14 protein-coding genes and 2 tRNA genes are annotated in these 12,917 nt (G+C 60.8%); 9 read left to right on the top strand and 7 right to left on the bottom strand.

Annotated elements, in window-relative coordinates; genetic code table 11:
• The first annotated feature begins 8 nt into the window (after nucleotides 1-8).
• The gene (locus DTW90_RS10560) at nucleotides 9-1,499 is read left to right on the top strand and encodes an esterase-like activity of phytase family protein (RefSeq protein WP_132517824.1); all 1,491 of its coding nucleotides are present in this window, start codon (nucleotides 9-11) and stop codon (nucleotides 1,497-1,499) included.
• A 339-nt stretch (nucleotides 1,500-1,838) separates the two neighbouring features.
• On the opposite strand, the gene DTW90_RS37065 is transcribed toward DTW90_RS10560, so the two are convergent.
• The 3 genes from DTW90_RS37065 to DTW90_RS10550 all read right to left on the bottom strand — a co-directional run bounded on the left by DTW90_RS37065 (nucleotide 1,839) and on the right by DTW90_RS10550 (nucleotide 2,643).
• Nucleotides 1,839-2,000, bottom strand: a complete 162-nt coding sequence (locus DTW90_RS37065) for a hypothetical protein (RefSeq protein ID WP_165927746.1) — start codon at nucleotides 1,998-2,000, stop codon at nucleotides 1,839-1,841.
• A gap of 130 nt (nucleotides 2,001-2,130) precedes the next feature.
• The gene (locus DTW90_RS10555; protein WP_149338100.1) at nucleotides 2,131-2,592 is read right to left on the bottom strand and encodes a hypothetical protein; all 462 of its coding nucleotides are present in this window, start codon (nucleotides 2,590-2,592) and stop codon (nucleotides 2,131-2,133) included.
• Nucleotides 2,567-2,643, bottom strand: a tRNA-Pro gene (locus DTW90_RS10550). Before DTW90_RS10550 ends, DTW90_RS10555 begins: the two co-directional genes overlap by 26 nt.
• Nucleotides 2,644-2,935: 292 nt before the next feature.
• Between DTW90_RS10550 and DTW90_RS10545 the strand changes: the two genes are divergently transcribed.
• Together DTW90_RS10545 and DTW90_RS10540 are read left to right on the top strand one after the other, a co-directional pair.
• Nucleotides 2,936-3,349, top strand: a complete 414-nt coding sequence (locus DTW90_RS10545) for a hypothetical protein (protein ID WP_149338098.1) — start codon at nucleotides 2,936-2,938, stop codon at nucleotides 3,347-3,349.
• A gap of 179 nt (nucleotides 3,350-3,528) precedes the next feature.
• A complete protein-coding gene (locus tag DTW90_RS10540; RefSeq protein ID WP_149338426.1) occupies nucleotides 3,529-4,035 on the top strand; it encodes an HIT family protein in 507 nt (168 codons plus the stop codon).
• A 38-nt stretch (nucleotides 4,036-4,073) separates the two neighbouring features.
• On the opposite strand, the gene DTW90_RS10535 is transcribed toward DTW90_RS10540, so the two are convergent.
• Nucleotides 4,074-4,148: transfer RNA gene (locus tag DTW90_RS10535), tRNA-Gln, on the bottom strand.
• A 149-nt stretch (nucleotides 4,149-4,297) separates the two neighbouring features.
• Between DTW90_RS10535 and DTW90_RS10530 the strand changes: the two genes are divergently transcribed.
• Genes DTW90_RS10530 through DTW90_RS10520 form a run of 3 tightly spaced genes read left to right on the top strand, consistent with a single transcriptional unit; the run spans nucleotide 4,298 to nucleotide 6,092 of the window.
• Nucleotides 4,298-4,594: a cupin domain-containing protein gene (locus DTW90_RS10530; RefSeq protein WP_149338096.1), complete on the top strand. Its 297-nt coding sequence runs from the start codon at nucleotides 4,298-4,300 to the stop codon at nucleotides 4,592-4,594.
• A 16-nt stretch (nucleotides 4,595-4,610) separates the two neighbouring features.
• A complete protein-coding gene (locus DTW90_RS10525) occupies nucleotides 4,611-5,519 on the top strand; it encodes an MBL fold metallo-hydrolase (RefSeq protein ID WP_149338094.1) in 909 nt (302 codons plus the stop codon).
• A 60-nt stretch (nucleotides 5,520-5,579) separates the two neighbouring features.
• The gene (locus tag DTW90_RS10520) at nucleotides 5,580-6,092 is read left to right on the top strand and encodes a thiol-disulfide oxidoreductase DCC family protein (protein ID WP_149338092.1); all 513 of its coding nucleotides are present in this window, start codon (nucleotides 5,580-5,582) and stop codon (nucleotides 6,090-6,092) included.
• Here DTW90_RS10520 and DTW90_RS10515 read toward each other — a convergent pair.
• Nucleotides 6,044-6,958 (bottom strand): DUF1499 domain-containing protein, encoded by a 915-nt coding sequence (locus DTW90_RS10515; protein ID WP_149338090.1) that lies wholly within the window; start codon nucleotides 6,956-6,958, stop codon nucleotides 6,044-6,046. The two genes, DTW90_RS10520 and DTW90_RS10515, sit on opposite strands and share 49 nt — an antisense overlap.
• Before the next feature lie 224 nt (nucleotides 6,959-7,182).
• Between DTW90_RS10515 and DTW90_RS10510 the strand changes: the two genes are divergently transcribed.
• The gene (locus DTW90_RS10510; protein ID WP_132517838.1) at nucleotides 7,183-7,641 is read left to right on the top strand and encodes a hypothetical protein; all 459 of its coding nucleotides are present in this window, start codon (nucleotides 7,183-7,185) and stop codon (nucleotides 7,639-7,641) included.
• Between the two features lie 75 nt (nucleotides 7,642-7,716).
• Nucleotides 7,717-7,995, top strand: coding sequence for a hypothetical protein (locus tag DTW90_RS10505; protein WP_132517840.1), 279 nt, complete (start codon nucleotides 7,717-7,719; stop codon nucleotides 7,993-7,995).
• A gap of 24 nt (nucleotides 7,996-8,019) precedes the next feature.
• On the opposite strand, the gene ppdK is transcribed toward DTW90_RS10505, so the two are convergent.
• Nucleotides 8,020-10,686 (bottom strand): pyruvate, phosphate dikinase, encoded by a 2,667-nt coding sequence (ppdK, locus tag DTW90_RS10500; protein ID WP_149338088.1) that lies wholly within the window; start codon nucleotides 10,684-10,686, stop codon nucleotides 8,020-8,022.
• A 209-nt stretch (nucleotides 10,687-10,895) separates the two neighbouring features.
• Complete coding sequence (locus DTW90_RS10495) at nucleotides 10,896-11,798, bottom strand: LysR family transcriptional regulator (protein WP_149338087.1); 903 nt, start codon at nucleotides 11,796-11,798, stop codon at nucleotides 10,896-10,898.
• 124 nt (nucleotides 11,799-11,922) lie between these two features.
• Between DTW90_RS10495 and DTW90_RS10490 the strand changes: the two genes are divergently transcribed.
• A complete protein-coding gene (locus DTW90_RS10490) occupies nucleotides 11,923-12,849 on the top strand; it encodes an alpha/beta hydrolase (RefSeq protein WP_149338085.1) in 927 nt (308 codons plus the stop codon).
• Nucleotides 12,850-12,917 lie beyond the last annotated feature (68 nt).

Below are 12,917 nucleotides of genomic sequence, written 5' to 3'. Positions count from 1 at the left end.
ATATTATTATGAAACACGTACGTTCGACTTCATTGTCGCTGCTGCCCGCAGCGCTTGCCTTCCTGCTCGCCACGACCGCCGTTTCGTTTGCCGACAGTTCCGTCACGATCGATGGCACCACATTCGTCAACAAGGGCCGCGTCGGCATCGGTCGTATTCCGGCCAACCAGCGCGACAAGTTCGGCGAGACCTTCGGCTCCGGTTCCGGCATGTCGGTCGATGCCAAGAGCTGGACGCGCGACGGCGACACCTACAAGGGCTCTCTCTGGCTGCTGCCGGATCGCGGCTATAACGCCGTCGGCACGACCGATTATCGCCCCCGCATCAACACGATCGACATCCAGCTGACGCCGGTCGCGCCGGGCACCACGCCCAGCGCCGACAAGCAGCAGTCGAGCGTTCAGGCCAAGCTTGCCGATACCCTGATGCTGGTGGACGACAAGGGTGCGGATACGACCGGCCTCGATCCGATGGATGGCGTTCGTCCGGCCGCCGGCGGCATGCCCGATCTGCCGCAGGCCCCGAACGGCAAGATTTCGCTCGACAATGAAGCAATCGTCCGCCTGCCTGACGGTGGCATGTTCATCAGCGACGAATACGGCCCCTATATCTACCGCTTCTCTGCCGACGGTCATCTGGTTTCGGCCACGCAGCCGCCGGCAGCGCTGCTGCCGATGCGCAAGGGCAAGCTGAGCTTCGCCTCCAACAACCCCGGCCCCGGCGAAACGGCGCCCACCCCGAAGGATCCGGATACCGGCCGCCAGAACAACCAGGGTCTGGAAGGCATGTCGATGACACCTGACGGCAAGTTCCTGATCGCGGTCCTTCAGTCGGCAACGCGCCAGGACGGCGGCGATTCCGGTTCCACCCGCCAGAACACCCGTGCGCTCGTCTACGATGCCGCCGATCTTAACCACCTCAAGCTGGTTCACGAATATGTCGTGCCGCTTCCGGTCTTTACCGATGCCAAGGGCAAGAAGGCCGTCGCCGCCCAGAGCGAAGTGCTGGCGCTTTCGCCGACCTCCTTCCTCATGCTCGCTCGCGACAGCGGCAATGGCTACGGCCAGCCGGGCGACAAGTCGCTCTATCGCAGCATCGATATCGTCGACGTATCCGCCGCAACGGACATCGCCGGCACCGATTTCGACGGCGTAAAGCCGGTTGCGCCGAAGGGCGTCGTCGACCCCTCCGTCAAGCCGGCGACGCTGACGCAGTTCATCGACATCAACGACAGCGCCGATCTCGCACGCTTCGGCCTGCACAACGGCGCACCGAACGACCGCAACAACCTGTCGGAAAAGTGGGAAGCCATGGGCATCGCCAAGGTTATCGATCCGAACCTGCCGAACGATTACTTCCTGTTCGTCGCCAATGACAACGACTTCCTGACCCAGGATGGCTTCCAGGTCGGCACGGCCTACAAGGGCGACGGCGGTGCTGATGTCGACACGATGTTCCAGGTCTTCCAGGTCACCCTGCCGGGCTTTTCGGCCAAGTGAGGGATAGGATATCGGCGGATGGCACGAGCCTCCGCCGATAGCGAACAACAAAAAGGGCGCTCGACCCGAATGGGGAGCGCCCTTTTTTATCCCGGACGGCGAACGCTAGCCTGACTTCGAAAAGTCGGCTCGGCAGGCTGTCGATACGGGCAATGACCGGGAAGTAGCGATAGTGCCTGACATATTCAAGAGCCTAGCTCATTTTTTCGGGCGAAAGCCGAAAGCGTCAGGGCTGGTGTGCAAAAAAGCGTCTTGGGTAGGTAGTCTTAGGCAGGTAGTCTTGGGCGGTTGGCCGCAGGCTGCCGACGGAAGAGCCCGTCGGCAGTAGGCTTGCTGCGCTTAGCGGCAGACTTTTTCCTTGCTGATGACCCAGTGGCCATGAACGCGGTGCTTGACAGTCTTCACGACGCAATGGTGGTGCATCGGTGCAGCCTCAGAAGGCGTGGAGATAGCTGCGAAGGAGGCAAGAGCGACTGCCGAAGCAATGATCAGGTTCTTCATTGTGGGGTCCTTTTAAAATAGACACTGCGCTCGCTATGGCGCCTGACGTAAATGGGCCGTCATGGTTAACGTAAAGTGAAAGCGGAAACACGTTATCGTGATATCATATGACAATAACTATCCGGGCAGGCTACCGGGTCGGTAGCGGCGGAACGATTATCGTCTGCTGATCCCCGCGGGCGCAATCGAGATCTTTTTCATCGATTTTTCGAATCGAAATCTCGAAGCTTCCAACAAGATTCCCATCGTCCGTCACGTTGGACAGGGTGATATTCAGCTCCGCAGTCTGCTCTCGCAAGGCTTTCGCCACGAGTTCATAGGCCGCAATGGCCGTCTTTTCGGGAAGGATCTCGACGGGGACGATCTTGGATAAAGGCATAGCAATCTCGATCAAGATTATGCCCCCCGGCAGACCACCCTTATAACAGCACCAACTTCCCTTGGGAATGGTACGCACGTCACATAGATGCAACAAATAGTATTCGCACGGAAAATTGATCGCGCGCCTGCCGCGGAAAAACCGATGGGCAGAAATGAAAAAAGCCCGCATAAGCGGGCTTTTCGGCTGGTCGGAGTGGAGTGATTCGAACACTCGACCCCCACGTCCCGAACGTGGTGCGCTACCAGACTGCGCTACACTCCGTGACCAGCGGCGCCTCTATAGACCGGGCATTTTCTATGTGCAAGCACCAAAATCGAAAAGACGTTTGATTCTGGTCAAAAAAATCAGTGTGAAAATCGGTGGCACTGTGCGCCGTCGAAACCGCTAAAGTGCGCTAGTCGCAACACCCTAAGCAAATTCTTCGTGATCGTTCGTATTGCAATTTTCTTTTGCCGGCTTTGGCGCTAAAGCGCTTTGTGGGACAGGCGGAAGCAGTGCGGGACAGCGCGCTTCCTATGGTCGAATGCGCGAAAAAAAGCTCAAGGACGACACGATGAATATCCGCATGACTTCCGCGGCAGGGCTGATGCTGGCCCTCGCCGGATGCACCACCATTCCTTCGATCCCGGCGATGAAGGCCGATCCGATTGCCGAGCGCTGGGTCGGCAAGTCGGCCGGTGGCTTCTTCGCCGCCTATGGCCCGCCGATCTCCGACCATGACGAAGGCGACGGCCGCGTCTACAACTGGCGTGGCGGCTACAAGAACGTGAAGGTTACCGCACGCCCTGCCGCCGACGGCAAGAAGGCTACCGGCGCCCGCACGCTCTATCTCAGCTGCAAGGCCGACATTCAGACCGATTCGAACTACGTCATCCGCTCCATCCACATCCTCGGCGACGTGCCCGGCGTCAACGGCCCATCCTACTGCGCCGAACTGCTGGCACCGACGGAACCCGCCAAGAGCTGATTTCCGCGCAAATCGGGGATGCGATTTTTACGGGCGGCCTGAGAGGGCCGCCTGTTTTTTTGAGGATGAAGGGCCGTGCACCTTATGAAGCGAGCGAGAACGACGCGAGTGCAAGTTGCAGTCGTGAGCGGGCCTTGCCCTTGCTTCAGGAGCTGATAGCTTTGGGCATGCATCAAAATATTGAAATTCCGGAGCCCTTCTTCATTATCGAAACTGACGGTTGGTCGGTCAACCACAGGATCAACTCTTTCCTTCCCGGCTACCTGATGGTCAGTTCCAAGACGTTTACCAACGATCTGAGCGAGCTGTCGAAGGAAGCATTGTTGTCGCTCGGTCCGCTGCTCGCCCGGGCGCAGGACGTGTTGAAGCGCAATCTACAGGCCGAGCGGGTTTACATCGGCCGCTACGGACACACGCCCGGCTACCCGATCCACTTTCATGTCATCCCGATATATCAATGGGTCGAAGACCTGTTCTGGAATGACGACCGATATCGGTTGCTCCAAACCTTCACTAATGGACCGGGAGAGTCAGCGACCGATGGAGCGGAGATGACCTTGTTCGTCTGGAGGGAGTTTTGTGAACGGCCGGACCCGCCTCCGATCAAGGGACCGTCCATTGCAGACGTCATCAGCCTTCTGCGACTCGTTATGCCTCTACAGAGTGGCGAGCAGGCTGCTTCGTAATGGCGAAAGTTCAGAGATATATGACGACGGAGAAAACGTGGCTGGGGCGCCAGGATTCGAACCTGGGAATGCCGGTACCAAAAACCGGTGCCTTACCGCTTGGCGACGCCCCATCGCTTGAACAGGCAGCTGTTGCCGTCAAATCGACGCCTGATTAGCAAAGGTCGCATCGGCTCACAATCCTTAAGTTTTGAAGCGACCCATATTTCTGTAGGAGCATCGGCCCACTATAGTAGGTTTCCACCGATCCCATGGAGACATGATGAGCCAGTATAGCGCCCGCCCGCCTGCAATTGCGACCACGCTCGTCGACGACGCCGTCGTCAGGATCATTCGCTGGGATTTCGAGCCGGGGGCGGATACCGGGCGTCATGTGCATGGGCTCGGCTATGTCGTCGTGCCGATGACCGATTGCAGTTTTCTGATCGAGGATACGGAAGGCAGCCGCAGGATCGATATTGCCAAGGGTGCCGCCTATCGGCGCGATGCGGGCATCGAGCACAATGTGGTCAATGCCGGTACTGAGCCCATGTCCTTCATCGAAATCGAATACAAATAGGAACTACGCTTCATTCATGGATCATTCTGAATTCGACCTCACCTTCGAGCCTGCCTATGGACGCGCCGTACCTGTCGCGCCCGGCGTCGAGCGGATGACGGTCAACAATCCCAGCGCCTTCACCTTTCACGGGACCAACAGCTATATCGTCGGCTCGACCTCCGTTGCCGTCATCGATCCCGGCCCGCCCGACGAGGCGCATTTCCAGGCTTTGATGGCGGCCCTTGCCGGTCGCGAAGTGACGCATATTTTCGTCAGCCATACGCACCAGGACCATTCACCCCTCTCCCGCCGGCTCAAGGAAGCGACGGGGGCTCTGATCGTCGGCGAAGGACCGCATCGCCCGGCGCGGCCGCTGCATGCCGGCGAGGTCAATCCATTTGCCGAAAGTTCGGACAGGGCATTCGTCCCGGATATTGCTCTTGCCGATGGTAAAAGCGTCTCCGGAGACGGTTGGACGATGACGGTATTGCTGACACCGGGGCACACGGCAAACCATGCCTGCTTTGCGCTCGGCGACACCGGCATCGTGTTTTCCGCAGACCATGTCATGGCCTGGTCGACGACGATCGTCGCGCCGCCGGATGGTGCGATGGCCGATTACATGGCGTCGCTGGACAAGATGCTTCTTCGCGACGACCGCATCTTCTTTCCCGGCCATGGCGGGCCTGTCAAAGACCCCTCCTCCTTCCTGCGAGGCCTGAGGACCCACCGGCGCATGCGCGAACGCGCGATCCTGGAGCGCATCAGGGCCGGCGACCGGACGATCCCCGACATGGTGAAGATCATCTATCGCGAGACCGACCCGCGGCTTCACGGAGCCGCGGCACTCTCCGTGCTTGCCCATATCGAGGATCTGGTGGAGAAAGGCCTGGTGGAAACCGACGGACCGCCGGCCCTGATGGGCATCTACCGGCCGACGTGACGAAGATCCGTGACAAGCATTTAAGTTGAAAAAGGCTCCAGGCCGAGAAGATCGCAAGCAATGCGCCGAAAATACTATAGCTATCGCGACGATCCTGACGTGCCGGACTTTGCGGATGAGAGACCCGTGATCGTTTTCGATGGGCACTGCGTCTTCTGCTCCGGCTGGGTGAAGTTCGTGCTGAAGCATGACCGCAGGCGGCGGTACCGTTTCGTCGCCGCGCAGACGCCGCTTGGCGATGCGCTCTACCGTCACTATGGGCTCGACACGCGTGACTATGAGACCAACCTGCTGATCGAAGGCGGGCGCGCCTATTTCAAGTCGGAGGGGACGATCCGCATGGCGGCCGGGCTCGGAATGCCGTGGTCGCTGGTGCGTGTCCTCAACATCATTCCGCGCGCCATTCTCGATCCCGTCTATGAATTCGTGGCGCGCAATCGCTTCAGGATCGCAGGCCGCAGGGAGAGCTGCTATGTCCCGACGGCGGAGGAGCGCAGTCGCTTCCTTCCGTCCGGTGCCGGCGATCAGTCTCCCGCTATGCCCAAGAGCTCGGCATCCAGCGCCTTCAGATAGGCCTCGGCGATCGCGGCGCTGAAGCCGAGATCGTGCGGTCCGTAGCGGGACGCAACCCGGATATCGACCAGCGTCGTCTCCGCCTCTTCGTGCAGCCGGATCAGTACGTCGAAACGCAGGCCGAGGATGCGCGTCCGTGTCTCGCCCTGCAGCGTCACATCGGTGTTGCGGCGGATCAGCGACGCGACCTCGTCTTCCTCGTCCGGGCGCGGTGTCGGCACGGGGACCAAGTCGGGTGCATCCGTCACCGCAGCGTCGTTGCCGCCTCGCGGCAGGGGGATCGGAGGCGGCGCGTCCGGCTCAATGTCGGCTGCTCCCTCGACCTTGGTGATGGTAATGCGGCTATCCTTGGCGACCTGGCGCACGGCTTCGAGAACGCGGTCGGCCGCGCCCTCATAGCGCCGACCTGTCAGCGCCGGATAGGCGGTGGATTGAGCGGCCCGATCCTCCGGCGTGAGGTCCGTCTTGCGCGTCATCCAGATCTGATCCGCATGCGGTGGCTTCAGCCATTGCGGTGCATTCCCGACATCGGTCGAGACATCATAGAGCTCCGGCAAGGCGACATAACGTTCCGCTCCGACCACGAGGAGTGCGAGCGGCAGCGCCGCATAGACAAGCGCCTTGAAGGCGGAAACGCCGCCTTCCGCACCGATCTGCCAAAGCTGCACGAGACCGACCACCGCCAGGAAGACAGCAATTGCCGCCACCCCGGCCGAAATCAGCAACAGTAGAACGAGATTTGGCGTCGCCAGCGGCCCGAACCGATGCCCGAGCAGAACAAGCACGCAGAGGACCAGCGCGAAAGCGGCGATCAGGCGCGACGCGTGCGCGGCATGCGAAACGGGACGGTCGAAACGGATGGTCATCAAGGGCTCGTCGGCGCGTCGGATGGCTCCATGTTTAGAGCACGAATCAGGCAAAGCAAAAGGGTTGTCTGATATTCGAGACAACCAATCCACCAAGAAGATCGGGGCCGTGCGGGACAGCATACCGGGCAGCCCGAATCATCAGCACTTGCTTAAATGCCAAAAAAAGGCCATTCTCACGGCGTTTTACTTGGCCTCGTCAATGACTTGAGGAGATTGAAGTGATGCTTTCACAGGATGTAGCTGCGAAGTCGCAATCCACTCCGCCGGGTGTCATGGCGGATGCTGCCGACCCGCAGCTCCCGCTTGAACTTGTGGAACTTGAGCTTTCGCTGGAAGGATTCGGCGGCGGCGAAGCAGGTTTCCGCGAAGCGGTCCGCGAGGCAGCAACAGCCGCGGATGGTGAGTTTCTGTTCGATCTTCCGGCTGCTGGGCTGATTTCCGATTGCCGCCAGCTTGCCGTCATCCGTATTCCCGGCGAGGGAGGCAGCATGCGCATCGTGCTCGCCGTGCTCGATGGAGACGGAGCGGAGATCCGGCTGCAGGAGCCGGACGATGAAACCGAACATCTGGTCCGTTTCGCTGATGCCTTTGTGGATGTGCTGCAGCTGATGCCTGAACAGACAGACGATACACCGCCGATGGCCGATTCAGTCATTACGCATCCCGAAACTGTCAGTTGACCGGTTTCGCAGATTGTCCATGTCTTTGATAGCGCGTGTGATATAGCACTTCGCGTTGAAGAAGGTCAGTTTGCGATGCATATCTCCAGAATTCTTTGCCTCATAGCGCTTGCGGCGGTCGTTTCGGCCTGCCAGACGCTTACGCCCGAGCAGCAGCGCGCGGCAGACGAGGCCAAATGCAGCGGCTACGGGTTCAAGCTGGGCACGCCGCCTTTTGCCAATTGCCTGATGAACCTCGATCTCGACCGCCGCGCCGACCAGCGCGCCTTCATGTACGGCGACAACGATCCCTTCTGGGGCGGCCCGACCGTCATCGTCGGGGGCGGCTACGGTCGCCACTGGCATCGCTGGTAATATCGCGCATTTCCTTCAAGCTGATCAGCTTTTCGCCTTGATCGCTGCCTGGGCGGCGGCAAGGCGGGCGATCGGTACGCGAAACGGCGAGCAGGAGACGTAGTCGAGACCAATGTCTTCGCAGAAATGGATCGAGGCCGGATCGCCGCCATGTTCGCCGCAAATGCCGAGCTTCATGTCGTTGCGGGTGCGGCGGCCGCGCTCGGCGGCTATGCGGATCAGTTCCCCCACGCCGTCGAAGTCGAGCGAGATGAAGGGATCATGCTCAATGATGCCCTTGCGCTGATAGGTCGGTATGAAGGCGGCGGCATCGTCGCGCGACATGCCGAAGGTGGTCTGAGTCAAGTCGTTGGTGCCGAAGGAGAAGAACTCGGCGGCCTCTGCGATGATGTGGGCGCGAAGGGCAGCGCGTGGCAGTTCGATCATCGTGCCGACGAGATAGTCGATCCTCATCTGTGCCTCGGCCATGACAGCGCCAGCCACCTCGTCTATGCGCGCCTTGACGTAATCCAGCTCCGAGCGCAGGCCGACCAGCGGAACCATGATCTCGGGCACGACTGCAGCACCCGTTTCCCTTGCCGCTGCAACTGCCGCCTCGAAGATGGCACGGGCCTGCATCTCGACGATCTCGGGATAGGAGATCGCCAGTCGGCAGCCGCGATGACCGAGCATGGGGTTGAATTCGTGCAGGGCATCGACGCGTTGGCGCAGCTTGCCGGGCTCCATGGCCATGGCTGCAGCAACCTCTGCGATCTCCTCATCCGTCTTCGGCAGGAACTCATGCAAGGGCGGGTCGAGCAGACGGATCGTCACCGGCAATCCGTGCATGATCGAGAACAGGCTGGTGAAATCCTGTCGCTGCATCGGCAACAGCTTTGCCAGGGCAGCCCGCCTGCCCTCCTCGCCCTCGGCAAGGATCATTTCGCGCATCACATGAATGCGATCGCCTTCGAAGAACATATGCTCGGTGCGGCACAGGCCGATGCCCTCGGCCCCAAAGGAACGGGCAGCGCGTGCATCCGCCGGCGTGTCGGCATTGGTGCGCACCGTCATGCGTCGCGAGCGATCGGCCCAGGCCATGATGCGGCCGAAATCGCCCGACAGCTCCGGCTGGATCATTGGAACCTCGCCACGAAGAGCCTGGCCGGAGGAACCGTCTATGGTGATGATATCGCCCTTCTTCAATGTCACGCCGATGCCGATCAGCTTCTCGTTGCGCATATCGATGCGCATCGTGCCGGCGCCGACGACGCATGGGATGCCCATGCCGCGGGCGACGACTGCCGCATGGCTGGTCATGCCGCCGCGCGTGGTCAGGATGCCTTCTGCCGCATGCATGCCGTGGATGTCTTCTGGGCTCGTCTCGATGCGAACGAGGATGACCTTGCGGCCTTCCGCTTCCGCTTCCACGGCCTCTTCGGCAGTGAAGACGATCTCGCCGGTCGCAGCGCCCGGCGAAGCCGGCAGGCCGGAGCCGATGACATGTCGGCGCACGCGCGGATCGATCGTTGGGTGAAGCAGCTGGTCGAGCGTTACCGGATCGATGCGCGAGACGGCCTCTTCCTCACTGATAACACCCTCGTCGACGAGATCGACGGCGATCTTCATCGCCGCCTTGGTAGTGCGCTTGCCGGACCGCGTCTGCAGCATCCAGAGCTTACCGCGCTCGATCGTGAATTCGAGATCCTGCATGTCGCGATAGTGGCCCTCAAGCTCCGTGCAGATACGGCGAAATTGCGCGAAAGCTTCCGGCATCAGCTTTTCCATCGACGGCCGCTCCTGGCCGGAGGAAATGCGGCCGGCTTCGGTAATGCTTTGCGGCGTGCGAATGCCGGCGACGACATCCTCGCCCTGCGCATTGACGAGGAATTCGCCGTAGAGTTCTTTCTCACCGGTCGAGGGATTGCGAGTGAAGGCAACACCCGTTGCGGAAGAATTGCCGAGATTGCCGAAGACCATGGCCTGGATATTGACCGCGGTGCCCCAGGCTTCGGGGATATTCTGAAGTTCGCGGTAGGTGATGGCGCGGGGGTTCATCCAGCTGGCGAAAACCGCATGAATCGCGCCCCAGAGCTGAACATGCGGGTCCTGCGGGAAATCTTCGCCAAGCTCCTCCCGGATCATCGACTTGAAGAGGCCGACCACATGTTGCCACTCGACGGCCGAGAGGTCGGTATCGTATTCGTGGCCGAGACGCGCCTTCTCGTCTTCGAGAATTTCTTCGAAGTTCTCGTTGTCCAGGCCCATGACGACATCGGCATACATCTGGATGAAGCGGCGATAGCTATCCCAGGCAAAGCGGGCATCACCGGCATCATGGCCCAAGGCCTGGACGGTATCGTCGTTGAGGCCGAGATTGAGCACGGTGTCCATCATGCCGGGCATGGAAGCCTGGGCACCGGAGCGAACCGAAACGAGCAACGGCCGCACCGTATCGCCAAAGCGGCGACCGGTAATCGCCTCGACATGCGCCAGCCCCTGCATGACGTCGGCCTTCAGCGCCTCGGGCATGCTGCTTCCGTTTTTATGGTACAGGCCGCAAGCTTGGCTGACGATCGTCAGGCCCGGAGGTACGGGGAGCCCGAGATGGCACATTTCAGCAAGATTGGCACCCTTGCCGCCAAGCTTCGCGAAGTCGCTTGCGCGCCCTTCCGCTTGACCATCACCGAATGTGTAAACCCACTTGGTCATTTTCCCCCGTCCAGCTCCAAGCCGAACTTAGTTCATTGAGGAGTAAATGAAAATCGACAAATGAGGCAAAATGTTGCGCCGCACAAAATCAATATGTGGAAGGGGGAGGAAGATCAATGGCGAGGGCGATTTTGCGGCTGGCGGCGCGGCTGAGCAGTGACAATTGGATACGCGATGTGGGAACCCCTCATCGCCTCGCGCCGCACCACTCATCGCTCCTGCAGATCGCGAGCAAGCGTTTCGACGAGAAAATCGATGAAGATGCGGACCTTGGCCGTCAGGCCGCGCCGGGAGGGATAGACGGCGCTGATGGCGGTCGTTTCCATCTCGTGGTCCCGCAGAACAGATGTCAGCGCACCGGATGCCAGTTCCGGCATGACGAGCCATGCCGGCAAGTTTGCGATGCCGAGATGCGACAGGACGGCGGCCCTGATCTGCTCGCCGTCATTGGTGAGGAAGCTGCCGTCGGGACGATGCAGCATCTTGGCGCCGTCCCCTCCCCGGTATGACCACGGCCGGATTTCTTCGCGGCCGGTAAAGACAATGCAGGCATGGCTGGTGAGATCCGCAGGCGCGGCCGGCACACCATGGCGTTCCAGGTAGGCAGGCGTGGCAACTGTCACGAAAGGGCTGGTCGCCAGCCTTCTCGCTGTCAGGGTCGAGTCGGCGAGATCGCCATGGCGAATGGCGAGATCGACACCTTCCCCGATCATGTTGACGTAGCGGTCGGAGGCAAACATCTCGACGCGGATGCCCGGGAAGCGTTCGAAGAAGGCTAGCAGGTGCGGCACGACATAGAGCCGCCCGAAAACCGGCGCCACGGCAATGCGCACCAGGCCCGACGGCGCGGCCTGGGTGTCTCTGGCGAGCGCTTCCAATGCCGCATAGTAATCCACCAGCCGAAGGGCGGATTCGTAGAAGCGCTGACCCGTCTCGGTCATACGCAGGCTGCGGGATGTCCGCAGCAGCAGTTGTGCGCCGAGTTGCGCCTCCAGCGCGACGATCTGCTTGCTGACGACAGACTGCCCCGTCCCGGCCTCCCTGGCGGCAGCCGAGAAACTGCCGCGCTCGATGACGCGGATGAAAAGTCTGATGGCGTCGAGCCGGTCCATATCAGCCTCATGAAGTCCATAATGGAATAGATGGTAGTCCAATTCCCTGTCTGCAAGCCGAATTCGGAATGGATCAAAACTCTTTCCAGAGGAACGGACACCTTGCCTCAGAAGGAGAAGAGACATGACGCAGACATACAAATTGAACATGAGCGAAACCCGCCACCCGATATCCGCTGCGGATCGGCAAGCTGAAATCGCCGTTCTTGCGGCGATGGGGGTTCACTTCACGAATATGACGGGCACGATGCGGGACGCCTATGACGCGATGACGGAGACGACGCCAATCGCCGAAGGCGTAACCCTTGAAGAGGTCGACGAGCCGCAGTTGAAGGGATGGTGGGTCCGTCCCCAGCAGGCGCCCAGCGACCGCGCCATCCTCTTCATCCACGGCGGCGCCTACGTGTTGGGGTCAGCGAGAGCTTATCGCGGGCTTGCAAGCCAACTGGCCATAAGAACTGGCGTCGCGAGCTTCGTGCTCGATTATCCGCTCGCACCGGAGCATCCGTTTCCGGCAGCCTTCGACGCAGCGGTCGCGGCGCGGCGCTGGCTGGGTGAGCGCGGTTTCGGGCAGATCGCGCTCACGGGCGACTCGGCGGGCGGAGCGCTGGCGTTCGGCGCAATGGCCACGGAGGACATCCGATCCGAGGTCGCCTCGGTCGTCGTCTTCTCCCCGTGGATCGATCTCGCGTTGACAGGCGCCTCCTTCAACGATCCCGCGACCTACGACCCGATCTTCCTGCCGCCACAGATCCTGACCAAGGCTGCGGAAACCTATCTGGCAGGCGCCGCGCCGAAGGATGGTCGCGCGTCGCCGCTGTATGACATTCCGAAGGCTCTGCCGCCGCTGGCCATCCAGGTCGGAACCGACGAGCTGCTGCTGGACGACGCCCGACGCTATGCAGCCGCCGCGGCTGCGCAGGGCGGCAAGGTGCAGCTGGATATTTACGAGGGGCTGCACCACGTTTTCCAAAGATCGGTCATGGAGCTTCAAGGCGCGCGCCATGCCTTGGACGCCGCCGCGGTATTCATGAAATGCCACTGGAGATAAGCCGATCTACTGATTGTCAGACTTTGCTGAAATCATCGGCCTCAAAAAAACTTTGCGGGACCGCTCGG

This window comes from Neorhizobium sp. P12A (assembly GCF_008365395.1).
Classification (GTDB): domain Bacteria; phylum Pseudomonadota; class Alphaproteobacteria; order Rhizobiales; family Rhizobiaceae; genus Rhizobium.
Note: the sequence above shows the minus strand (reverse complement) of the source record. Positions and strands in the feature narration are given on the sequence as shown.